The 23372-nt window shown below is 53.2% G+C and carries 22 protein-coding genes; 10 read left to right on the forward strand and 12 right to left on the reverse strand.

What is annotated here, in order from left to right; translation table 11 throughout:
* Positions 1-7: 7 nt before the first annotated feature.
* The 3 genes from ACS5NO_RS03250 to ACS5NO_RS03260 all read right to left on the reverse strand — a co-directional run bounded on the left by ACS5NO_RS03250 (position 8) and on the right by ACS5NO_RS03260 (position 4198).
* Entirely contained in the window at positions 8-1594 is a 1587-nt protein-coding gene (locus ACS5NO_RS03250; RefSeq protein ID WP_439413810.1) for a serine/threonine protein kinase, read from the reverse strand.
* Positions 1594-3045, reverse strand: coding sequence for a PP2C family protein-serine/threonine phosphatase (locus ACS5NO_RS03255; RefSeq protein ID WP_439413811.1), 1452 nt, complete (start codon positions 3043-3045; stop codon positions 1594-1596). The genes ACS5NO_RS03250 and ACS5NO_RS03255 overlap by 1 nt, the downstream gene beginning before the upstream one ends.
* A gap of 145 nt (positions 3046-3190) precedes the next feature.
* The gene (locus ACS5NO_RS03260; RefSeq protein WP_439413812.1) at positions 3191-4198 is read right to left on the reverse strand and encodes an FHA domain-containing protein; all 1008 of its coding nucleotides are present in this window, start codon (positions 4196-4198) and stop codon (positions 3191-3193) included.
* A 233-nt stretch (positions 4199-4431) separates the two neighbouring features.
* Here ACS5NO_RS03260 and ACS5NO_RS03265 point away from each other — a divergent pair, with 233 nt between their 5' ends.
* Together ACS5NO_RS03265 and ACS5NO_RS03270 are read left to right on the forward strand one after the other, a co-directional pair.
* Positions 4432-5610, forward strand: a complete 1179-nt coding sequence (locus ACS5NO_RS03265; protein WP_439413813.1) for an aldose epimerase family protein — start codon at positions 4432-4434, stop codon at positions 5608-5610.
* A 125-nt stretch (positions 5611-5735) separates the two neighbouring features.
* Positions 5736-6872: an endo-1,4-beta-xylanase gene (locus tag ACS5NO_RS03270; RefSeq protein WP_439413814.1), complete on the forward strand. Its 1137-nt coding sequence runs from the start codon at positions 5736-5738 to the stop codon at positions 6870-6872.
* Positions 6873-6995: 123 nt separating this feature from the next.
* Here ACS5NO_RS03270 and ACS5NO_RS03275 read toward each other — a convergent pair whose 3' ends face one another.
* The 3 genes from ACS5NO_RS03275 to ACS5NO_RS03285 form a co-directional block, all read right to left on the reverse strand.
* Entirely contained in the window at positions 6996-7325 is a 330-nt protein-coding gene (locus ACS5NO_RS03275; RefSeq protein WP_114409907.1) for a hypothetical protein, read from the reverse strand.
* Positions 7326-7451: 126 nt separating this feature from the next.
* Positions 7452-8663, reverse strand: a complete 1212-nt coding sequence (locus ACS5NO_RS03280; protein ID WP_439413815.1) for an alpha/beta hydrolase family protein — start codon at positions 8661-8663, stop codon at positions 7452-7454.
* A gap of 101 nt (positions 8664-8764) precedes the next feature.
* A complete protein-coding gene (locus ACS5NO_RS03285) occupies positions 8765-11230 on the reverse strand; it encodes a S9 family peptidase (protein ID WP_439413816.1) in 2466 nt (821 codons plus the stop codon).
* 133 nt (positions 11231-11363) lie between these two features.
* Between ACS5NO_RS03285 and ACS5NO_RS03290 the strand changes: the two genes are divergently transcribed.
* From ACS5NO_RS03290 to ACS5NO_RS03300, 3 genes are all read left to right on the forward strand, one after another.
* The gene (locus ACS5NO_RS03290) at positions 11364-11651 is read left to right on the forward strand and encodes a YciI family protein (RefSeq protein ID WP_439413817.1); all 288 of its coding nucleotides are present in this window, start codon (positions 11364-11366) and stop codon (positions 11649-11651) included.
* Between the two features lie 108 nt (positions 11652-11759).
* Positions 11760-12446 carry a hexitol phosphatase HxpB gene (hxpB, locus tag ACS5NO_RS03295; RefSeq protein ID WP_439413818.1) on the forward strand — a complete coding sequence of 229 codons (687 nt, stop codon included), beginning with the start codon at positions 11760-11762 and terminating at the stop codon, positions 12444-12446.
* Between the two features lie 15 nt (positions 12447-12461).
* On the forward strand, positions 12462-13274 hold the full coding sequence (locus tag ACS5NO_RS03300) for a PhzF family phenazine biosynthesis protein (protein ID WP_439413819.1): 813 nt from the start codon (positions 12462-12464) through the stop codon (positions 13272-13274).
* Here the strand turns inward: ACS5NO_RS03300 and ACS5NO_RS03305 are convergent.
* Complete coding sequence (locus ACS5NO_RS03305; protein ID WP_439413820.1) at positions 13271-13684, reverse strand: DoxX family protein; 414 nt, start codon at positions 13682-13684, stop codon at positions 13271-13273. The genes ACS5NO_RS03300 and ACS5NO_RS03305 overlap by 4 nt on opposite strands.
* A gap of 347 nt (positions 13685-14031) precedes the next feature.
* Between ACS5NO_RS03305 and ACS5NO_RS03310 the strand changes: the two genes are divergently transcribed.
* The 4 genes from ACS5NO_RS03310 (at position 14032) to ACS5NO_RS03325 (ending at position 17321) form a co-directional block, all read left to right on the forward strand.
* A complete protein-coding gene (locus ACS5NO_RS03310) occupies positions 14032-14484 on the forward strand; it encodes a GNAT family N-acetyltransferase (protein ID WP_439413821.1) in 453 nt (150 codons plus the stop codon).
* An 81-nt stretch (positions 14485-14565) separates the two neighbouring features.
* The gene (gene hemW / locus ACS5NO_RS03315) at positions 14566-15711 is read left to right on the forward strand and encodes a radical SAM family heme chaperone HemW (protein WP_439413822.1); all 1146 of its coding nucleotides are present in this window, start codon (positions 14566-14568) and stop codon (positions 15709-15711) included.
* 100 nt (positions 15712-15811) lie between these two features.
* Positions 15812-16618, forward strand: a complete 807-nt coding sequence (gene mtgA, locus ACS5NO_RS03320) for a monofunctional biosynthetic peptidoglycan transglycosylase (protein ID WP_439413823.1) — start codon at positions 15812-15814, stop codon at positions 16616-16618.
* A gap of 223 nt (positions 16619-16841) precedes the next feature.
* Positions 16842-17321 (forward strand): response regulator, encoded by a 480-nt coding sequence (locus ACS5NO_RS03325; RefSeq protein WP_138994778.1) that lies wholly within the window; start codon positions 16842-16844, stop codon positions 17319-17321.
* An 8-nt stretch (positions 17322-17329) separates the two neighbouring features.
* Here the strand turns inward: ACS5NO_RS03325 and ACS5NO_RS03330 are convergent, their stop codons facing one another.
* The 5 genes from ACS5NO_RS03330 to ACS5NO_RS03350 form a co-directional block, all read right to left on the reverse strand.
* Positions 17330-17656 carry an MGMT family protein gene (locus tag ACS5NO_RS03330; RefSeq protein ID WP_439413824.1) on the reverse strand — a complete coding sequence of 109 codons (327 nt, stop codon included), beginning with the start codon at positions 17654-17656 and terminating at the stop codon, positions 17330-17332.
* Between the two features lie 17 nt (positions 17657-17673).
* Positions 17674-18237: a DUF3109 family protein gene (locus ACS5NO_RS03335; RefSeq protein WP_114409895.1), complete on the reverse strand. Its 564-nt coding sequence runs from the start codon at positions 18235-18237 to the stop codon at positions 17674-17676.
* 18 nt (positions 18238-18255) lie between these two features.
* Positions 18256-20544 (reverse strand): LysM peptidoglycan-binding domain-containing protein, encoded by a 2289-nt coding sequence (locus tag ACS5NO_RS03340; RefSeq protein ID WP_439413825.1) that lies wholly within the window; start codon positions 20542-20544, stop codon positions 18256-18258.
* 6 nt (positions 20545-20550) lie between these two features.
* The gene (locus tag ACS5NO_RS03345) at positions 20551-21216 is read right to left on the reverse strand and encodes an O-methyltransferase (protein ID WP_439413826.1); all 666 of its coding nucleotides are present in this window, start codon (positions 21214-21216) and stop codon (positions 20551-20553) included.
* 155 nt (positions 21217-21371) lie between these two features.
* The gene (locus ACS5NO_RS03350) at positions 21372-22619 is read right to left on the reverse strand and encodes a M16 family metallopeptidase (RefSeq protein ID WP_439413827.1); all 1248 of its coding nucleotides are present in this window, start codon (positions 22617-22619) and stop codon (positions 21372-21374) included.
* Positions 22620-22751: 132 nt separating this feature from the next.
* Here ACS5NO_RS03350 and ACS5NO_RS03355 point away from each other — a divergent pair, with 132 nt between their 5' ends.
* Positions 22752-23372, forward strand: a complete 621-nt coding sequence (locus ACS5NO_RS03355) for a hypothetical protein (RefSeq protein WP_439413828.1) — start codon at positions 22752-22754, stop codon at positions 23370-23372.

Genomic DNA, 23372 nt, shown 5'->3' on the forward strand with positions numbered 1-23372 from the left:
GAGTCGATTAAAGTAACGAGTCGGTTTTGACGGGCATCACCTGCATCAGAGAGTCCAGATTTCTGGGCAAATCATACTTTAAGATTTTGCAACTGATCCGGATGCCCCGGTCACTGTCCGGAGCAATCCGAACGGGAGATGAATTGGGGCTTACATTCATAAAAAACATCTTCTCGGTTTTATACAGACCGCCTTTCTCCTTGAAATAACTCACCTGAACCGCCACCGCCGGAAAGGGAATGGCGCTGGGATTGTTGAGTTGAATCTGCGCTTTTTTGATCCCGCCGAAAAAACCGACTTTAAAATCGAGGGGCTCTACGGTCAGGGTTTTTCCGGCCGCCAGCACCTGCTCCCGGAGTTGTTCCCGTCGCCGGGCTTCTTCCGCCAGCCGCAGGCTTACCGTGTCTTCCTCTTGTTCCTGATCACCCGGCACATCCGTCCCCGCAGTCTGATCCCCGGTTGGCGTATGGGTTGTATCGTTTGGTGTCAGCACGCTGGCGATGGGTTTGGCTCCAAAATCGGTAAGGACATAGTATAGCCCCGCTCCACCTGCCACAATCACCAACACGAGAGCCGCCAGTTTTAGACTCCTGCCCGACGACTGGCTTTGGGGCGGTTTAGTCGGTTCGGGTTTTACAACGACTGGATCGGGTACCGGAACCCTGGCTGCTTCGGGCTCGGGCTTCGCCGGATTCTGCTGCGTAACCCGGGTGATCGGGGCGGTTTTAGGGCTGATCCGACCGGCCTGCAAATAATTCAGTTCGGCCCGTTTTAGCAACCACGTCAGTTCGTCTGGATCGTTCAGGCGTTCACTGGCTTTCTTTTTCAATAAACCCTCCAGAAGCTCCGCGAACAGACCCAGGGTTTGGTCCTGGCTGGTCACGGTCAGGGCGGGTGGCGCTTCGGTCAGCACTTTGTTCATAAACGTCACGATGCCCGAATGATCGTCCAGCGCAAACGGGACGCTTCCGTGCAGGCATTCGTACAGAACGACGCCCAGCGAATAATAATCCGTGGCCGTTCCGACGCCTTTCGGGTCGTTGAACTGCTCGGGCGACGCATATTCATACGTCATCAACGATTGCCCCGTCAGCGTGCTCGATTGTTCGTGGAGCCGGGCAATCCCGAAATCCGTCAGCAAAAAATGCAGTTCACCACTGGGCAGCGGGCGAAAAAGGATATTTTCCGGTTTCACATCCCGGTGAATAATGCCCTGCGGATGAATCGCCTTGAAAGCACTGGCCATTTGCAGCCCCAGCCGGATGGTGGTCGATACGTCGATGCGTTGCTGACCGGTAATGAGCTGTTTCAAGCTCCCGCCCTCGATCAGTTCCATCACGATGTAGGGCAGTTCGGCTTCCAGTTGCACCTCCCGAACCTTGACCACGTTGGGGTGGGCGATGCTGGTCATGATGGCCGATTCCCGCTGAAACCGCCGGAGCGTTTCGGCATCCGTGTTGAGGGCAAAGTGCTTGATGGCCACCAGATCGCCCGTAGCCAGGTGACGCGCCTTGAGAATCCGGGCGTTGCTGCGTCCCAATTCGCTCAGCACTTCGTAGCCGGGAAACCGTGTATCAAACCGAGTGGTAGACATCAGCGAGGGAGTGTTTTGGATGAATCAGTCTGGTTCTGCAAGGTAACCACAATAACGGCATCGCGGAAGGTTTCCTGTTCGATAACGGCCTGAACGGGCTGGTTCACGTTGCGAAAAGAGACCTTCGACAGATGCAGCTTCGTTCCGGGACTGGTCTCAATCCCGGTCTTGAAACCGCTAATGACCAGGTTTTGAAGCGCAACCGGCCCCGAGCGGGTGATCCGTAACGCCACCTGCGCCTGTGCCGTATCGGCAGGGACGAAAACCGTCAGCCCGGTTGCGCCCACAATGCTTTGCAGCGAGTCGGTGAGTAGCAGGGGCTGCGTGAGCCGAACCGTATCTGCGGGCAGCGTCAGCCGGTGATCGGTGCTGCGATACGCCGTCTGCAACAGGGAATCAAAGCGAGAAACCGTTGGCGCGATAGCCTGCGTCGAATCAGCCGGATCGCTGACCGTCGGTGGACTGCCGGAAACCAACGGATCGGATTGGCTGGGACCCTGGTTTTGATACCAAACCAGTCCCGCAATGGTTCCTGCCAGCACCAGCCCGATCAGAATCCAGAAACCCGTCAGGCCCCGTTTGGCCGGTTCGGTCTTTCCCGAAGTCGTTTTTGGACTAATGGCCGGAGCCGGTTTTGACACGGTTTTCGACTGCAACGTCTGGTCGGCGGGGGTAGGAACCACCGGCTGTGGGGTGGCTGGGGTCGTGTTTCGGGCCAGAACGACGGTAATGTTGTCGTTGCCGCCTTGTTTATTGGCGAGCCGAATCAACTCGGTTACCTGTTTTTCAAGGGAAAGGTTTTGATCCAGAACGCTCCGGATTTGGGCCTGCGTAATCATGTCGGTCAGGCCGTCGCTGCACAGCAGCAGCAAATCGCCCGGCAGAAAATCCGTTTCGCCCGATTCCAGAAAGTCCGGATCATCGACCCGGTGCGCCATTGAGCCCACTTCGCGCAGAATTTCGTTTCGTCGCGGGTGTTGCATGGCTTCGGCTTCCGTCAGTTCGTTGGCATCCTCCCGAACGCCCACCATCGAGTGATCGTGGGTGAGTTTTTCGAGAACGCCCCGGCGGTACCGGTACAGGCGCGTATCGCCCACATGGACAAAATACAGTTTATTGGTTCGACTATCAGCCACCGCCGTCGTCAATACACAACACATCTGCGCCAGTTGGAGGTTCTGCTCGCGCTGCGCATTGATCTGGTTGTTGGCAAACACGACGGCTTCGCGCAGCATCGACAGCGGATCACCGTTGGGCGTCGCCATGTACTGTTCAATCGACTCTTTCGCGATGGCCGCAGCCCGGTCGCCCCCAGCATAACCGCCCACGCCGTCGATGGCGGCCAGCAACGCGCTGGATTCCGACCAGATCGTCGAGCAGATGAACGTATCCTGGTTATTTTTTCGGCGTTGGCCTACATCGGTCTGACCGGCAATGAGAAACGGATTCATTGAGCAAGGGAACGTGATAAAGGAAACAGTTCTACTGAATAGAACCGATGGCAGCGCATTCTGTTGGCTTTATCGGGGTAAATCCTGAAAATGCCGCACTACCAACACCAGTACAAACAGCAGCAGCAACACGACAAACAGCGCATCAATCATGACGTTGAAAGGTTAGGGTGACCATGCTATTGAGCAGAATCTGAGCCTGATCCGGCAGCGCGTACCACTGCGGACTGGCGGGTTCGCTGCGCGGAATAAGCTGTTCGTTCACCCGGGTTTCGTTGCGGCTGAACGACGCAATCTGAAAAGCGTGCATCTCGTCGTTGTAGCGAATCCGGGCGTGCGGGTTCGAGACGTAAGCCGATTCGAGCAAAAGATAGTTGGGAAAATGCTGGTTATCGGGTTCCTTCCGCGCCACCACGATTTCCCGGTCGCGCATCAGGTACGAATCCTCCTTGTTCAATTCCGCAATGTAATGGTTGATCTGGGCCAGTCCGGCCCCCAGACTGCGGGGCAATCCCGGCGCGTGACGGGTCGCGGGGGCTCCGGCCGGTGGTCGTGGGGTGATTGGTGCCGGTGTCGAAAACGCAAACTTCACGACAAACGCCCCCGGCTCCCGAAAGTCGATGTGCTGGAAGGTGTTCGGGTCGATGTCCACTTTCTCAAACCGGTTGGTCTGTTTGACCCGGCGTGTAACGTGAATCCGGTCCGGCGATTGCGCCTGATCATTCCCTGGCAAAATACCGGTCAGGGCACCCACCACTTTCACATCCGTTGGCGTGACCGGTTCTCCGCCAAATTCTCGCCCGCCCCCAAACTTGAAGAACCAGTTGGCGGCCACCGGCACCACACGTTCGTAGTTGGCTTTTTCCGACTCAATAAAACTCGTAAACGCATTCACCGCTTCGTTGACAATCACCGGAAACGCATTCTGGCGCGCTTCGTAGGTGTCGGGATGCAGAATGATCAAAAAATGCGCATTGAAAAGCATGCTTTTTCCGACGGATTCCCGCGGCACGGAATCCTGAAACGACGCCACCAGTTCGTTCAGAATGCGGGTATTGGAAACGGTAGCAACCGGATTGGTTTTGGGCTGACTGGAGGACGGCACCAGGAGATTCCCTAATTTATTAAGCCAGTTGCTGGGCTGATCTGCCATGAATGAATTCCGTTAGGATGGTATTGTCTCTTTAACGCTGAATGTAAAAGATTTCTTTTGATGAATCAATAAGTTCCTGCGTCCGGTTTGGAGTAGGTTATACCGGTTCCAGCCCTTTTCCATTCAGATTTATAGTTTTTACAAAATAAGTCTGATATTTGATGCCCGGCTTTCTATTCGAACTCGAAGCGGGATAGCCGTTTTATAAACCCCGATACCTTCTAAACGTTCGTATGAAACAATTCTTTCTCTCCGCCGTCCTGCTGGGGATGCTCGTCGGCTGTAATAACTCCCAAAAACAACAAGAATCGTCAACCATGTCGGATAGTACAAGCACAGCGGCCGCTGATTCAGCCAGCGGTTTGCCTGATCGCTCGCGTTTTCAGAAAGACGTCGAAGGGAAACAGGCTGATTTATTCGTTTTGACCAATGCCAGTGGAATGAAAGTCGCCATCACGAACTACGGCGGCCGCATTGTCAGCATTCTGGTGCCGGATAAAACCGGTCAAATGCTGGATGTAAACCTGGGCCACAGCAGCATCGATGACTACCTGGAAAATGAATCGTTCTTCGGAACGCTGGTGGGTCGGTATGGCAACCGGATCGGAAAAGGGAAATTTACGCTCGACGGCAAAACGTATCAGCTCGCGACCAACAACGGCCCGAATTCCCTGCATGGGGGCAAAAAAGGCTTTAACGCCAAGATGTGGGATGCCACACCGGTGGGAACCAACGGCCTGAAACTGCACTACGTTTCGCCGGATGGGGAAGAAAATTATCCGGGAACGCTAACCGTCGATGTGACGTACACGTTGACCGACGACAATGGAATCAAGATTGATTATCAGGCGACTACCGACAAAAGCACGGTCGTCAACCTGACCAACCACGCCTATTTCAACCTGAATGGCGAAGGCTCCGGCTCCGTGGCCGACCATCTGGTGGAAATCAAGGCCGATCGCTACACGCCGGTGGACGCAACCCTGATTCCGACGGGCGAACTGGCTCCGGTGGATGGAACGCCGTTCGATTTGCGGAAACCGGTTGCCATTGGCGAACGCCAGGACGCCGACCACCCGCAGATTAAAAATGGGGGCGGTTTCGACCATAATTTCGTGTTGAACGGCGGCCAAACCGCTGAACCACGGCTGATTGCCACGGTGACCTCGCCCAAAACCGGCATCTCGATGGATGTGCTGACGACGGAGCCGGGCGTGCAGTTTTACGGCGGTAACTTCCTGAATGGAAAACGGATCGGCAAAAGCGGCAAACCGTATGACAAACGGTCGGCGTTCTGTCTGGAAACCCAGCACTTTCCCGATTCACCCAATCAGTCCAAGTTCCCAACAACGGTTTTGAAACCGGGTGAAACGTACAAAACCACGACGGAATACCGGTTTTCGGTGAAGTAATTTTTTCTTTTAACGCTAAATGTAAAATGATGAATGCTAAATGTAAAAGTTAGGAGCAGCCAGCCGATCACTTTTACATTTAGCATTCATCATTTTACATTTAGTCTTAACAGTCCTTACAACTTGTGAAAAATCAAATTCAATTTAGACTACAGACTGCTATTCTGGTCGTTCTGGCGGTTTTGTCACTCCAGGCCAGCGCGCAGCAGTGGACGCCCAAGCAGGCCAACGACTGGTATAAAAACCAGCCCTGGCTGGTGGGGAGTAATTTTATGCCCGCCAGTGCCATTAACCAGTTAGAAATGTGGCAGGCCGAAAGCTTTGATCCGAAAACGATCGATAAAGAACTGGGCTATGCCGAGAAGCTGGGCATGAACACGATGCGGGTTTTTCTGCACGACATGGTGTGGCGGCAGGATGCCAAAGGGTTCAAAAACCGCATTGATCAGTTTCTGTCGCTGTGTGCCAAACACAACATCAAACCCATGCTGGTGTTGTTCGACTCGTGCTGGGACCCGCAGCCGAAGCTGGGCAAACAACATGCGCCGGTTATGGGGCGGCATAATTCGGGCTGGGTGCAAGGCCCCGGCGCGGCCATTCTGAGCGATAAAAGCAAGTGGGAAGGTCTGCGGAGTTACGTCAAGGACATTGTTGGCTCGTTCCGGGCCGACAAGCGGATTCTGGCGTGGGACATTGTCAACGAACCGGATAACGACAACGCCAACAGCTATGGCCGCAACGGCAAAATCAAAACCGAATTGCCCAACAAAGCCCAACTCGGCACCGAACTGGTGAAGGCCGGTTTTGGCTGGGCGCGGGAAGCCAAACCAACACAGCCCATTACGTCGGGACCCTGGAAAGGGGATTGGTCTTCGCTCGAAAAAATGGATGACATGAACCGGTTTCTGGTTCAGAATTCCGATGTGATCACGTTCCACAACTACGGAAAACCGGATGATTTCAAAAAGCGGGTAGCGGATCTTCAGAAATTTGGACGTCCCCTGATCTGTACAGAGTACATGGCTCGTCCGGCGGGCAGCACGTTTGAAGGCTCGCTGCCGATTGCCAAAGCTGAGAATGTGGGAATGATGAACTGGGGCTTTGTGTCTGGCAAATCGAACACCATTTATCCGTGGGACTCGTGGCAGAAGCAGTACACCGCCGAGCCGCCGGTGTGGTTCCACGATATTTTCCGCGAGAACGGTCAGCCGTATATTCCAGCCGAAACGGCATTTATCAAGAAGATGACTGGGAAGAAGTAATGGTTTTGATGGCTAAAAAAAATGGTTAGATGGTTTTGATGGTTAAAATGGTTGAATTGCTACTAACAATTTTTAACCATTTCAGCCATCAAAACCATCTAACCATTTTTAACCCTTCAATTCTTAATTCTCCTGCATTTTCTCACCGGCTTTTTCTACTTTCTTGCCGGTTTTGCGTTTCGCTTCACGCGCTTTCTGCTTGGTTTCTTTGGCCGTTTCCCGAACCTCATCGCCCGCGTCGTCCGCGGCTTTGTCTATTTTCTTACCGGCTTTTTTGGCTTTCCGTTTCGCTTCCTGCTTGGTTTCGCGGGCTTCGTCTCCTACCTCATCGGCGGCTTTTTTCACCGTTTGGCCGGCATGATGCGCGGTCTCCTTCGCTTCCTCTTTCACTGTCTGCGCGTTTGCCGTAAAACCGAATGCGGCTAGCAAAGCAACAATCCACAATTTTTTCATGATGTTGGTTGGAATTATTTTAAGTCTTCTCGTATAACCAGCATCAGAGGGCAATTGTTGGGTAAAAACAGAAAATCCTCCTTTGCCGGGAGGATTTTCTGTTTACTCTGAACGTTAAGCGGTTGATTACTGGACGCTTGAGAAAAAGAGATAGGTATTCAATAGGTAGTCGATAACCGCCGTGCTATGGTCCTTTCCTTCCAGCGGTTTCCTTTCAACATTGGTAGCCCCCCGTTTTTGCATGGCGTCGTAGGCATCCTGTGTATTGAAAAAGAACACCAGATTATCGGCAGTTCCGTGATACAAATGCGTGGGCGTTTTGGGCTTCCAGTCGTAGACATCATTGTCTTTAACAGCATTCAAAAACCCGGTTTCCGTCCCGTCGTTCACCGCTTTCTTGAAACTATCCGTGAAGATATCGCTGATGCTAACGTTGATGTTGATGTTTATTCCATTCTGGGTGGCCTGCGTCGCATACGGCTCTTTCAGGTAATAACTCATCGGTTTGTTGAGCTTATACAAGCTGTTATACGTGAGCATTGTCCACAGATACAGGCGGTTATAGCTGGCAATACCGTGCGTTTTCTGGTTGATGATGTACTTCATGAAGGCCGTTTTGTGGTAAGCCCCCGCGCCAATGCTGGAAGCCGCCAGGGTAAATTCGGACGGAAATTCTTCTTCGATCTTTTTCTGCAACGACATCGTGGCAAAACCGCCTTCCGAATAGCCGGTAAGCAACAGCCGGTTATCCCATTTGATCGACTTTTGCTTGATGAATTCTTTCGCGGCCCGGATCATGTCCAGCGAGGCCGTGGCCAGCCCTTCGCGGTGTTCGTAGGTATGCGGAATAGCCTTCGATTCACCGTAACCGATGTAGTCCGGGCAAACCATGATGTAGCCGTTGGAGGCAAAAAACGTACCGCCAAAAGCGGCATCGCTGCCCGGCCCGAAATTGGACGGCGCATCGGCATCGTTCAGAATGGTTCCGTGTTGTTGGCTGATCATCGGCACCGCCGTCGTGACGGTCGGAACAATAATCGCTCCCGACGCTTTCGTGGCCGTTCCGTCGGGCAGTTTTGTGTTGTAAACCAGTTTATACACCTTGACATCGTAGCGCAGAAATCCCTTGATGATGCTCTGGTATTGAGCCGGGAATTGCTGGGCAATCTGTGCGCCAAGCTGGTCCTTGGTAAATGCGTTAATGTCGGAACTGCTAACCAGATACACATCCGGTTCGGGCTTGGGGTCAGAACCGGTTCCGGTGGTATCACAGCCCGACAAAAGAACCGTGATGGACAGGAGAAGAGACAGCAGAAACGCCTTGCGATTAATAAGCATACGAATGAGTTGGGTCGTAAAGGGGTAGAAAAAGGGCGTTTTCCGGGATCAGAAAACGCCTGTTTTGACAACAACGCTCCAAAGCGCTTAGTTCGTGTCGGTTAAAGCCGTTCTTCAAATAATTTCAGGATTCGCTTGTACTCGTCCATCCAACTGGTCGGTTCCACAAAGGCGTGGTCTTCAACGGGATAGGACGCCACTTCCCAGTTTTCTTTCCGAAGCTCGATCAATCGCTGGGTGAGCCGGACAACATCCTGGTAATGAACGTTTACGTCGACCATGCCGTGGCAAATGAGCAGATGCCCTTTCAGGCCGTTGGCAAAATAGATGGGCGAACTCCGGCGGTAGGCCAGCGTGTCGCTAAACGGTTCGTTCAGAATGTTGGCCGTGTAGCCGTGGTTGTAGGCCGCCCAGTCGGTCACGGGCCGCAGGGCGGCTCCGGCCGCAAACACGTCGGGCGTCGTGAACATGGCCATAAGGGTGATAAAACCGCCGTACGAACCGCCGTACAAACCGATCCGTTTGGCATCCACGCCCTGGGTTTTGACGAGCCACTGGGCCGCATCGACGTTGTCCGTTAAATCCTTGCCGCCCATGTGCCGGTAGATGCCCGTCCGCCAGTCGCGACCGTAGCCCGCACTGGCGCGGTAGTCGATGTCCAACACCGTGTAGCCCTTGTCGGCCAGTAAGTTATGGAACATGTATTCCCGAAAATACTGGCTCCACCACTTGTGCGCATTTTGCAGATAGCCCGCGCCATGCACAAATACCACGGCTTTTCCATTGGGTTTGGCGGGTTTGTAAAGCCGTCCGTAAATGGTTTGTCCATCGCGGGCCGGAATGGTTACGATGGCCGGATCACGCCAGGGATACGCCTGAAATTCAGGGGTTAGTGACATCGTAAGCTGAACCGGCGTTGGTGCAGGGGACAGTTTTTGCTTCCCTTTGTTTACGCTTACCAGTTCGTTTTTCACTAAAAACAACTCCCACGGTTTGTTGCTGTAAGAGTAGCGAATGGCCAGTTGGGTTTCATCGGGCGAAAGCGTCACGTCGTTGGCACCAGTCATCGTGGTCAGTTTCACGCGTTCTCCACCGTCGACGGCCATCCGGTAAAAATGCTGCTCGCCGGGATGAAGCTCATTGGTGGTCAGGTAAAAGAATTTCTTGTCGTTCGACAATTGGATCTGCTGCACCTCGAATTTCCCCTTTGTCAACTGCTTTTTCTCGCCCGTTTCCACATTGACCGTGTAGAGGTGGGAATAACCGTCGGCTTCGGAAGGGAAATAGAAGGTCTGATTATCCGCCAGAAAACCGGTCATGCCCGTCAGAGGGCCAAAACCGCTGACCCACGCTTCGTCGCGCTGACGGTCGAGGATTTTCAACTGCCGGGTGGCAGGGTCGAGCCGCATGATCCAGCGGTCTTTGTTATCGAACGCGCGGATGATCACCACGGCATATTTTCCGTCTTCCGACCAGATTGGCCCACTGATCGTCACGCTGCGATCCGCCAGTTTTTTCGTCTTTTTGACGGTATCGGTGGTCACTTCGGCCGCCGATGGGCCGCGCCGGTTGCCGTCGGGAACGGTTGCCGGTGACGGAGCGGTTTTGGCATAATCCGGCGAATCCGTAATCCCCGGAATCGATTTGGTCGAAACCGCCTGAATCGTATCCCGCTGAATATCATACACGTAAAACTCGGAACTGGCCAATGGGGCGCCGACTTTGGTGCGGGCGGTGAGGTCTTCCGTAAAACCGGATTCCGTTACGTAGCTCGGCACAATGGCGGTTTTGGCTCCCTGTGCTGACTTTTGCAGTGAGAACGTCACAAACCGGCCGTCGGGGCTGAGTCGCTGATTCTGAACGGTTTTTCCTTCGGTATAGAACTGCTTCGGACGTTTGGGTTGCCCGGCTTTCGTAATTTTCTCGCCCTCGTCCTTCTTCGCTTTCCGTTCTTTCAGCACATCGAACAGCGCCAGTTGGTCGCGTTTGAGCCAGGTTTCCTGATCGTTGGTCTTGGGGTCCGGTTTTTTGGTGCCGGGGTCAAGGTTCGTGACCTGCGTCCATTCGCCGGTTGCCAGCGAAACCGTGAAGAGATTGTTCGACCGGGCAAAAACCACTTTTTGCTCATCGCCACTGAACGATGGATTGCTTTCCCGCTCAACGGTATTGGTCAGTTGCCGGACGGTTTGCCCGCCGGTTTTGCCCGGTTTGCAGTCGAGCAGAAACAGGTCGCCGTCTTTTTCGTAGAGTTTCAGGGTGCGGGCGCGGTTGTAGGTTCCGCCGGTAGTGGGAGGCAGTTTTTGCCGTTCCGCAGCCGCTACTTTGACGGGTTTCCGATCGCCGGTGAGGGGTATTTTATACAGCGAATCCCCTTTGGCCTTTGTCGGGTTCCAGTTGAAATAAATCGTTTTGGAATCTTCCGCCCAGAAGATGCCCGATGGCGACGTTCCGATCCACCCTTTCGGGTCCTGCATGATTTTTTCGACGGTGAGCGGGGATGCAGTCGGCGTTTGGGCTGTTGCTCTGACAATCAGCAGGCAACCCAATCCGATGAGTAGTTGTTTCATTGATGAATAAGAGGCTAGTACGGTTTTAAACAATGAAATTAGCGAGAAAAAGGGAAAAGGATTAGATTTGGACAAAAACAAGCGTTGGAGCCTCCAACTTTGGTGTTATTTTTTGTTTTAGTATTGAAAAAGGATGCGGTACGTTATTCACGCTTACGATTATACCGACGATCAGGCCATAGACCGGCGTCTGGCTGTTCGTCCGAACCACTTCGATGGCGCCCGTCAATTGAAAGCTGATGGGCATTTCGTCCTGGGTGGCGCGTTACTCGATCCCGACGGCAAGATGATCGGCTCCATGATGTTGCTCGATTTTGACACGGAAGACCAATTGAACGACTGGTTGCAGAACGAGGTTTATATTTCAGGAAAAGTTTGGGAACGAATTGACATCAAGCCGTTTAAGCAGGCGGATGTATAAGAAAATGTACGGTTCACGGTTTTTGGTTTACGGTTGCTGACGCATGCTAATTGTAACACGCGTCAGCAACCGTAAACCAAAAACCGTGAACCGAATACCGAAAAACAAATGATTCAGGCAGCAATATTTGACATGGACGGCCTTCTGGTCGATTCAGAGCCGTTCTGGCGGGAAGTAGAGATTGAGGTATTTCGCACGGTTGGTCTGGAAATGGACGACGAGATGTGTAAACGAACCACTGGTTTGCCCACCGACACCGTGGTGCGGTATTGGTACGAGAAACACCCCTGGAACAACCGGAGCGTGGAGGAGGTGAATGCCGATATTATTCAGGGTGCCTACGATCAGATTGGAAAACACGCGGGGCCGATGCCGGGCGTTCCGGCCATTCTGGAGTTGTTTCGGCAGCAGGGCATTCCGATGGCGATTGCGTCGGCATCGCCCATGCACCTGATCGAAGTGGTGCTGGATCGGCTGAACATCCGGTCGTATTTCACCCTCTGGCATTCGGCCACCCTGGAAAAACGCAATAAACCGCACCCGGATGTTTACCTGGGAACGGCCCGTAAACTCGGCGTCGAGCCGCACCGCTGTGTGGCGTTTGAAGATTCCGGAAATGGCCTGAAATCGGCTCACGCGGCTGAGATGCTGACGGTTTCGGTTCCCGCCGATTACGAATTCGATGACCCGAAGTTCGACCTGGCTACGCTAAAAATTCCGTCGTTGACGGCGTTTACCCTGTCCCAAATGCGGGAACTGGAAAATCAATTGTCAATCACACAAATAACCCGCTGAAAACCTAAACCCACTATGCCTATCCGCCTTTATCAACTTGATGCGTTTACCGACCAGCTTTTTGGCGGAAACCCGGCTGCGGTCTGCCCGCTGACGGAATGGCTATCCGACGAAACCATGCAGGCCATTGCGGCAGAAAACAACCTGGCCGAAACGGCTTTTTACGTTCCGACCGATCAGGAAAACGGTTTTTATCACATTCGCTGGTTTACGCCCACGGTGGAAGTCGACCTGTGTGGTCATGCCACGCTGGCGTCGGCCTACGTGGTGTTTTTCCTGGAAAAAACCGCGGAAGGCGATGCCATTGCGTTCGATTCACGCAGCGGATTGCTGCGGGTTCGGCGCGAAGACGACTGGCTCGTGCTGGATTTTCCGACCGATAGCACGCACATCGCCATTCAGCCACCGGCCCTGGAAACGAGTCTGGGGGGCATCAAACCGGTGGAAGTGCTCAAGGGAAAAACGGACTATTTGATTGTTTTCGAGAACGAGCAGCAGATTCTGGACATGCAGCCTGACTTCCGCGAACTGGCAACCATTCCGGCGCGCGGGGTGATCGTAACGGCACCCGGAAATCCGACCGAAAACGGCGTCATCGACTTTGTTTCCCGGTTTTTTGGTCCGCAGTCCGGCATCGACGAAGATCCGGTAACGGGTTCGGCGCACACGACCCTCATTCCGTATTGGGCCGAAAAGCTCGGTAAAACGGAGCTGACGGCCCGCCAGATTTCCAAACGGGGTGGTTTTCTGCGGTGTAAATTGCTGGACGATCGCGTTGAAATTGCCGGGCAGGTGAAACTCTACCTGACGGGCGAATTCGAACTTTAAAGTCCCTCATCGACCGACGGTTTTCCGGGGCCATTCAGGAGCAGAAAGACACTCATTGCCACCAAATTAAGGGCTGGCATGGTGTTTTTGTACGTATCCTGAATGGCCATATGCCCCACCAAAACCGCCATCACAAAGTTGATCAGCAGGAAAAAAGCCGCCCAGCGCGTCCAGAGTCCGGCAATCATCAGAATCGCTCCCAAAAACTCGGCATAGGCCGACAGCGTTGCCCCGACCAGCGGCAACGGAAATCCCAGACTTTTCAGCCAGTCGGCATACCCCGGAATTCCTTCGGTGGGATGCAAAGCCGTGTGCCCGGCCGCGTCGATGAGTTGATATCCGAACGCCAGCCGGAGCAGGAAGGGCGCATAGGGGCGAAGCCGGGATAGACGGGCGAAGGTATCTTTCATGGAAAATTCTAATTAGTGGGTTTATCAGTTCGTGTCCCGTTTAAAAACAATATTTGTACTTATTCTAAATAAGTAATACTTTTGTTGCGCAATGTTGAAAGCGCCATGAATGAATTGACCGAAAAATCGTTTGAGTTCTCTTTTGTAGCCGAAAACGCCAAAGCGTTTGGTACCAACCCTTTTCTGGGCGAAGCGGATTGTGTGTTCAAAAAGTGCTGCAAAAAATGGAAAAAGAAAGGGAATCACTGCAAAAAGTGCCCCGAAAAATAAAAGTTTTTCCCAGTATACCTTCTTCTTTTTTAACCGTATCGTAAAAAGATAAGCGGTATTTCTGCCAACTTTGTGGCATGAAATGCCACTACGAAATTTACGACGGTTTTCCCCCCGAAACTACGCTGCAAGGAATAATTCAATTGCACCAGCGGGTGTTCACCGGTCAGACACCCGAACAGCTTTTTCAGGAATTTGAGGAAATGAAAAACCGCCGGTTGTTGACGATCGTGGCTACTGCCGATGATACGATTGTGGGTTATAAAATGGGATATCAGCGTAAACCGGGTCATTTCTACAGTTGGCTGGGTTGCGTAAACCCGGATTACCGGCGGCAGGGCATCGCGGGCGAGCTGATGCGCCAGCAACACGACTGGTGCAAAACCAAAGGCTACCAGACCGTTCGGACCCACACCCGCAATCAATGGCGCGACATGCTCATCCTGAATCTGCGACACGGTTTTGACATTATCGGAACCATTACCAGCACCAATAGCCACACCACGCTGGTGCTGGAAAAGACACTGTAAAGTCCGACTTTCTACGGGTACACCAGGTTTGCCCCGTCGGTTGCGGGGAACTTGATCCGGTTCAGATTTGTAGTTTCGCCGATGCATCTGTACATCCACATCCCTTTCTGCAAACAGGCCTGTCACTACTGTGACTTTCATTTTAGCACCAGTCTGAAGCAGAAAACGGTGCTGGTGGAGGCACTTTGCCGGGAAATCGAACTACAGAAAGACTACCTGCCCACCCGCCACCTGGAGACCATTTACCTGGGCGGAGGCACGCCCTCGCTGCTGAACGAATCCGAATTGCATCAGCTTTTCGAGACCATTCACCGGTTTTATACCGTGGCGCCGGATGCGGAAATCACGCTCGAAGCCAATCCGGACGATTTGGTGGGACCGGCGGACGACCCGCTGGCTCCGTTGCGGCTTTTTCGGCGGTACGTCAACCGGCTGAGCATTGGCATTCAGTCGTTTCATGAGCCGAATTTACGCCTGATGAACCGCGCCCATTCGGCTTCCGAAGCCGAAAAATGTGTGCAATTAGCCCGGGAAGCCGGTTTTGATAACCTCACCATCGATCTGATTTACGGCATTCCTGTCGAAACACACGGTATTTGGGAGGCCGATCTGGCGAAAGCACTTTCGTTTGGCATCCCGCACATTTCGGCCTACTGTCTGACCATCGAACCAGGGACGGTTTTTGGCAACTGGCAGAAAAAAGGTCGATTGCAGGCTGCCGACGACGAATTTGCCGCCGACCAGTTTACGATCCTCGTGCGAACGCTGGTGGCGAATGGTTACGAACAGTACGAAATCTCGAATTTTGCCCGGCCGGGTTGGGAAGCCCGTCACAACAGCAGCTATTGGAAACGGCGGCCTTATCTCGGCATTGGACCGAGTGCGCACTCGTTCAACAACCACAGCCGTCAGTATAATGTCGCCAACAATGCGCAGTATGTCCGGGCCATTGAAAAGGGCGAAATTCCGGGTACTGTGGAGGAATTGACGCGGGCCGATCAGGTAAATGAGTATGTCCTGACGGGAATCCGGACAAAATGGGGCTGCGATGTTCGGGAACTGACGGCGCTAGCCGGAACCGATTTTGAATCGCTTCGCCGTGCTGAACTGCAAAGTTTATACAACCGGGGCTGGCTCTCGTTCCAGGACCATCGGATAATTTTAACCGAAGCCGGCAAACTGTTCGCCGACCGCGTAGCCTCGGAGCTTTTTATCAGTTATGAGTGAAGAATTAAGAGTTATGAGTTGGATGAGGTATGCTAACCTAAAACTCATAACTCTTAATTCTTCACTCATAACTCATTACTCTTTACTATTTTTACGTTTAATGAGTACTCTTCGTTCCGCTAAAGTCAATCGTTTGCGCTCGTCAACCCCTTCTTCGGCCTCCTCCCGTTCGGGCCAGTCCCCGCGCATTGGGGCTTCTCTCCGTCAGCGTCCGTGGCTGGAACGGGCGGTTCGGCTGGCTGCTAAATTGATCACGCTGTCCTTTCTGCTTTCGTTTGGTTGGGTGGTGCTGCTGAAATATCTGCCGGTTTCGTTTACGCCCCTGATGATTTCGCGGAAACTGGAAGCGATGGGCGAGGATCAGGACAGCAAGCTCTACAAGAACTGGACGCCCTACGAATCGATTTCGAAGGAAGTGGCGCTGGCCGTCGTGGCGTCGGAAGACCAGGCTTTTCCAACCCATTGGGGATTTGATTTCGACGAAATTCAGGATGCGATCAAAGACAACCAGCACCGGAAACGGCCGCGGGGTGCCAGCACCATTTCGCAGCAGGTGGCCAAAAACGTTTTTCTGTGGAACGGTCGCAGCTACCTGCGCAAAGGGCTCGAAGTCTATTTCACATTTCTGATCGAACTGATCTGGGGCAAAGAGCGCATTCTGGAAGTGTATCTGAACGTGGCCGAAACTGGCCCACTGACCTTCGGTGTCGAGGCCGCTTCCCGGCGGTATTATGGTCATTCGGCCCAATCCCTGACGCGAACCGAGGCTGCCCGCATTGCCGCCGTTTTACCCAATCCCCGCCTGTTCTCCATCAAAAAACCGTCGGCCTACACCCAGAAACGCACCCGCCAGATTGCCCGCCAGATGCGGTATCTCGGGGGACGCGCTTATCTTAAAAATTTGTAAAACCGTTAATTTTTTGTATTTTTAATACGAAACAAAGGCTTGATTTAGAATCGTTATAAAGCGTTCTAAATCTTACATCGAAGTAAGCAGCGTTCTACTTTAAAACGACTTGTTTCGGCCTTTTATTCATATGAAATAATCTCTGTTAATCGGGTCTGTTTACTAAGTTTATTGCTGGGAACACACACCATCGTAACGGCATCCTTTATCTGATTAGTATCACATGCCACAGTCGGCCAAGTTATTGCATTCTCCTTCCTTACAGCGAAAAATTTACGTCATTATCGTCGATGATGATGAAGATGATCGCCATTTTATTCATCGGGCGTTTCAAAATGTGGGGGCAAAACACCAGATTCTGCAATTTGAAGACGGGGAGCAGTTGATGCACAGTTTGCTGGAGAGCGACGGTGCTGAAGAGAAAATTGCCCGGTGCGGACTCATCATTCTGGATGTCAATATGCACCGGATGAGCGGAATCGAAGTATTGGAAGCCATCAAAACCAACGATTCGTTAAAGCATATTCCGACTGTGATGTTATCGACCTCCATTGAGGAAGATCTGGTGCAAAAAGCCTACAGTCTGGGCGCTAATGGGTATCTCCAAAAGCCCAATCTGATGGACGATTACAACCATCTGGTCATTAGCATGCAGGCCTGTTTTCTGGAAGTTCCCAGTGTTCGCTGGTCCAAGCTACTCTGAGCTTCCGGTTATTGCAATTCGGTTGTCGGGTCCCAAAGCAATTTTCTGAATTCCACGACGCGGTCGTCGTGTACCTGAACTCCTTCTGCCGCTAACAAATCCTGCATGGCGGTTGGGCTGCCAAAAAAATGTTTGCCGGACAAAACGCCGATGCGGTTGACAACACGGTGGGCCGGTACATCACGCCCGTGGGCCGCGTTCATGGCCCAGCCCACCATGCGAGCCCCGGCGCGCAGGCTCAGGTATTGAGCAATGGCGCCGTAGGTCGTCACTCGCCCCGCCGGAACGAGCCGAACCACGTCGTATACATCTTCAAAGTAATCGCGGTGTTCCATACGCACCCCAGTTCAGGCTACTTCTCTTCGATTTCCTTCACCAACTCGCCATACCAGGCCGGGCCGTACATGCGGATCAGGGGTTCTTTCAGAAACTTGTAGACTTCGACGCCCAGTTGTTCGCCAAAGTCACAGGCCGGGCTGCAAATGGGCCAGCGGTCGTAATTGAGGGCGTGAAAACTGTCGTATTTGGTGATCCGGATTGGGTACAGATGGCACGAAATGGGTTTCTTAAAATCCACTTTCCCGTCATTATACGCTTCCTCGATACCGCATTTCAGAATACCACGCTTGTCGTAATTGGCAAAAACGCATTCGCGCCCTTCGATGGTGGTCGTAACAAAACCGCCGTCCTCGTCGGATTCGTACAAGCCGTGCTTTTCGATGGCGGCAACGCCTTCGGGCATCAGGTACGGTTTGACCAGCGGATAGATTTCGTCCAATACCGCCAGTTCCGAGGTCTCCAGCGGTGCGCCCAGATCGCCTTCGACGCAGCAGGCACCCTTGCATTTGTCCAGGTTACAGACGAAAAACTTCTCGGCCACATCATCGCTGATGCAGGTGTTGTCAATGAGTATCATGGATTTGTCGGACGAGCCTTATTTCTTGATTATTTTCAACTGTTGCCCCACGTTGACCCCGCCACCCGATAGCTGGTTCCAGGTCTGGATTTGCTCAACCGTAACGCCGTATTGTTTCGAAATGCGGAACATGGTTTCCCCTTTCTGCACCGTGTGGTACACGATTTCTTCCGACACCTTCTCGTCGACCGCCGAACGGCCGGAGGCTGCGGGCTGGCTTTTGGATACGGCTCCGTCCCCTCTGATCACCAGTGATTGACCCACCGCCAGTTTGTCGTTCTGGGTCAGGCGGTTCCAGGCCAGCAGATCATTGACCGAGACGTTGTAGAGCCGCGAAATGCTGTAGTACGTTTGTCCCGGTTCTACCCGGTGTGTCATTGATCCGGCAGACCGCGTCGTCGTTGCGGGAGCCGAACTGGTGCGTGTTATTCTGGACGATGATTCTTCCATCGGTTCGGTCGCGGGGCGTTTGGCACTGGCGGTTACGGGCGCAGATGTACTCGGTTTCCGCTCGGCTGAACGGCTAACCGGTGCTGACGTCGTGGTTCGGCTGGGGGCGGGAGTGGGTTCGCTATCGAAGTCGGTCGAGCGTTCCGGGCGAACGATAACAACCCGTTGCGTCGAACCGGAATTCTGCGTGGTCACCGTCGGCGTGCTGGCGACCGTCGGCTCTGAAACCGGTGATTTTACTACGGTATTTACAGCGTTCTCCTGGTTTTCAACGGGTCGGCTGGTGGGTGCGCTGCTGGGCGTGGTGGTCGTTACGCGCGTATCCGGGGCTGGCGAAGGGGTGGTTGCCGGAGCGTCCTTCGATTCGACCAGTTTTGGTGAATACAGTTTGCGTTCGGAGGCATTTCTTGGAATGGTGTTCGCCGGGCGATCGGAAGGTGTTGACTGGCTCACCCGGTTTTCGCTCGGGCTGGATTGGCTGGCAATTGGTCGGGAAGCAGGGGCTGGCGTGGTCGGCGTTTTGATGATTTCGACGGGTTTATTACCCGGACGGCGTTCGCGCAGCCACATGACCCGGCCTACCTGCAAACGGTCGGAGCGGTCGATGCGGTTGTAACGCAGGAGTTTTTTCAGCCGGAGTCCGTACATCTGCGAAATGCTGCGCACGGTTTCGCCCACCTGAACCGTGTGGTGCGGAACAACCGCCTTCCGCATTTTCTTTGCCAGGTAATAGACTTCATTTTCAGTCACCGGGTCACGGTCACTCATGTCGTTGTAACGCAGAAAACTCGATACGCTGACCCGGGCTTTGCGGGCCAGTGTCGAGGCATTGTCACCCGCCAGTGCCTGAATCCCCGGCAAGCCGTTGATTTCATACAGCACCACATCCGGTTTGCCTTTCGAATAATTGACCTTGCGCAAAACCGGAAAACCGGTGTCGAATTTCGCTCTCGTCACGACCTCCGGGGCTTTGGTTTGCGCAACCAGCTTGGCTTGCTGTGCCTGACGCCGGAGCGCAGCCGCCTGATCGCCCGTGGCCGGAATGGCCAGAACGTATTCCTTGTCGGACGGAATCTGGTCGCCCAGAATCCAGCGGTTGTATTTCCGGATTTCCGGTTCGCTGATGTTCAGGTCTTGCGAAACCCGGGCCACGCTCTTTCCACTGCCATACGGATATTCGATCAGCGCCACGGAATTCGCAGTCTGAAAAGAAGGCAGCACGCTTTCGAAAGCCAGTTTGTGGGCAAAAAAACGAAGAATGTACCGGTCGGTTTTGCTGTCCAGCGTGACTTCCTGGGCGTAAGACCATTCTGCCGGAACGAGTTTGCTGATGCCGGTGGTGCCGAGGTAATACGAAAACAGGGACGATACCCAGTTGTTGTAAACCGTGTTGTTTCGTTTGAAATACCGGGCGGCTCCGCGGGTGGAGGCAACGATGCTTTTGCGCTCGTCCACTTCATCATCGACGCGCATGCCGTGGTCGGTGGCGGTTTCTTTTTTGAATTGCCAGTAGCCAACGGCCGTTGAGGACGAAACCGCGTCGGGAACCAGCGAGCTTTCCTGAACGGCCAAATATTTCAGATCGACCGGAACTTCTTCTTCCGCCAGAATGGATTCGATCAGCGGAAAGTAGAGGACGACGCGGTCGAGTTTGGCGTCCCAGTATTTTTTGTTGGATTGAACCAGAGAGGTAATATCCTGTCGGATAATTCGGCGGGCGCCTTCGTCAAAACGGACTGTCAGATCGGCGAAGCGGATGGATTCGGGAACGTCGGCGGGCACCTGAGCGATGCCGGAGAGAACGAGAAAAGGGGCAAAGAAAAGAAAAAAGGGGAGAGTCAAAAGTCTCTTTTTCATACGCTGTTATCGTTTGTAAATCATCATTAATCCGTCCCGTACGGGCAGCAAAACCTGCTCGACGCGCGAATCCTCACTCACTTTTCGGTTAAAATCAAGCACCGCCTGCGTGTCTTTGTCGGCCCGGCGTTCGGCGGCCGTTCGTCCCTTGCCGACGGGCCGGACGACCTTGCCGCTCCACAGGACATTATCAGCTAAAATGATGCCACCCGGTCGCACCTTGTCGAAAACCAGGTCGTAATACAAACTATAATTTTCTTTGTCGGCATCGATAAAGACCAGATCGAACGGCCCTTCGAGGGCCGGGATCAGCTCGGGGGCCAGGCCCAGCCGGAGGTCGATCCGCGACCCCACCGGCGACTGATTCCAGTAGGAGCGGGCAAATGACTCCAGTTCGTCGTCTTTTTCGATGGTTATCAGCACGCCATCGTCGGCCAGTCCTTCGGCCAGACACAGGGCAGAATACCCAGTAAAGGTGCCAATTTCGAGAATTCGGCGGGGACGAAGCATCCGGGAAATCATGGCTAAAAACCGCCCCTGTAAGTGGCCGGAAAGCATCCGCGGATAGAGCATCCGGGCACGGGTGTTTCGATTAAGCTGGCGCAGCAACTCGCTTTCGGGCGAGGTGTGCGCTTCGGAATACACTGAAATTTCAGGTGGCAAAAAATCCATGCCGGTTGACTGTGAGCCTGTTCGGCCCGGTTTACTTTAGGCGGTTGAAAACGAAACCCGGTGATCGTGTAAAAATACGACTATTCTGTTAACGGGAATGAGCCGCTCCTATTTTATCATGGCATCTTTATAGGAGCGAACGGGAAGTGCGGTCGTTACTCGTCTTCCTCCGGCTCCGGCACAAAGGTGAGGTAGCTCAATTGGCTTTCGTCGAACATCTCGTTGGCCAGGTCCTGCATCAAACCGGCATCGACTTCCCGGATTTCCTTGAAAATCTCCTCCAGTGAGTCCAGTTTGCCCGTGTCCAGAATGCTTTTTCCCATTGTGAGCATAAAGCTCTGGTTGCTTTCTTCCGACATGGCCAACTGGCCCATCAACTGCTCTTTCGTGTTGTGCAGTTGCAGTTTGGTGAGCGGTTTTTCGCGCAGGGCTTTCAGCTCGCGGGTGATGAGTGCGCTGCTGCGGTCGAGGTGTTTTTGGTCGGTGCCGAAGTAAATTCCCAGAAAACCGGTATCCAGAAAGGGTGTGTAGCTGGCTTCGATGGAATAGACCAGCCCGTATTTTTCGCGCAGGTTCATATTCAGCCGGGAGTTCATGCCGGGTCCGCCGAGCAGATTGACCAGCATGAAAAACGGCAACCGGCGGGGATCGGCCAGGGCATACGACGGGCGGCCAATGGCGCACTGGGCCTGCGTGATGGGTCGCTCCACCGTCACCCGCTGCGGTTCGTAGCTTTCCGGGGCCAACCGTTTCCGCTCTGAGGTGCGGTGCGGAATATCGATCAGGTATTTGGAAGCAATCTTTTTGACCTTGCTGAACGGCAGGTTGCTGACCGACGAAAAAACAACCCGTTCGGTATCGAGATTTTCTACGATAAACGACTGGAGTTGGTCCCGCGTAAAAGATTTGACGGTTTCGGGCGTGCCGAGGATGTTGCCGCCCAGCGGGTGATTCTTGAAAACCACCTGGTCGAAATCGTCCTGGAGCGCATCTTCGGGCGAGTCGTAATACATCGCCATTTCTTCCAGAATCACACTTCGTTCTTTTTCGATCTGTTTTTCGGGAAACACCGAATGGAAGGCAATGTCGGCCAGCAGTTCTGTGGCTTTTTCGAAATGTAACCCCAAAACCGACGCGTGAAAGCAGACTTTCTCCTTGGTCGTGTAGGCATTCAACTCACCACCCACGGTTTCGAGCCGGTTGATGATGTGAAAGGATTTGCGCTTTTTGGTCCCTTTGAACGCCATGTGTTCCCAGAAGTGGGCCAGGCCCTCCTGTTGGGGCAATTCGTCGCGGCTGCCGATGTCGAGCATGATGCCGCAATGGGCAATTTGGGTATGCGGTACTTGTTTATGAACAATCCGGATTCCGTTCGGTAAGGTGTATACTTCGTAATCTTCCATTCTTTTCCAACCCTTTTGGAATGCGTAGGGTCTGATAATCAGCCATACCGGCGGTTGTTTGCTGCGTGTGCAGTTGCAGGTACAGAATTAAAAACTAAATTTAGTCAAAGAATAGTTCATCCCAATACAACGATGAAGACAATCTACCTGCTGTTGCTCGGTTTGCTCGCTTTCAGTCATGGGTTGCTTGCGCAACGGATTCGTTCCCAGATTGGGGTGAATGTGGTGCCGTTATTCGATAAAACCGTAGAAGTGAACGCGACCTGGACGAACAGTCCGAACTATGACTTCTACTTTCAGGGGGGCTATACTTTTCCTCGCCATTACCAGAAAAATAAAAATGATTTTGAATGGCAATATTGGGAAGGGAAATCGAGTGGTGCTTATTTACGGGTAGGGGGAAGAGCTTTTCTAAATCCAAACAGGAAGTTTCGGATGTTTCTGGGTGTGCAGTTAACGGAGAGCTACTTCAAACAGTCTGGCACGAACTATCAGGTAATTGAATGCATTGTGGCGCCTTGTTATCCCCTTGAAAGTGCCGCTACCCAAGAAAACGATAGGTTGAGTGCCGGCATTACAGGTGGATTCAGGACTAATCTCGCTTCGCGTTTAACGTTGGATTTGGGCATTCAGGCCAATGCGTATGTTTTCGGGAAACCGGATTTATTGAACAATACCGTGTACGTGCCGGGAGTTGGCAGAAAACCGGTGCAAGGTGTCGCGTCGATTCAATACACGCTAAAAGGCCGGTGA

This window comes from Larkinella fluvii, assembly GCF_051857545.1.
In the GTDB taxonomy this organism is placed as follows: Bacteria; Bacteroidota; Bacteroidia; order Cytophagales; family Spirosomataceae; genus Larkinella.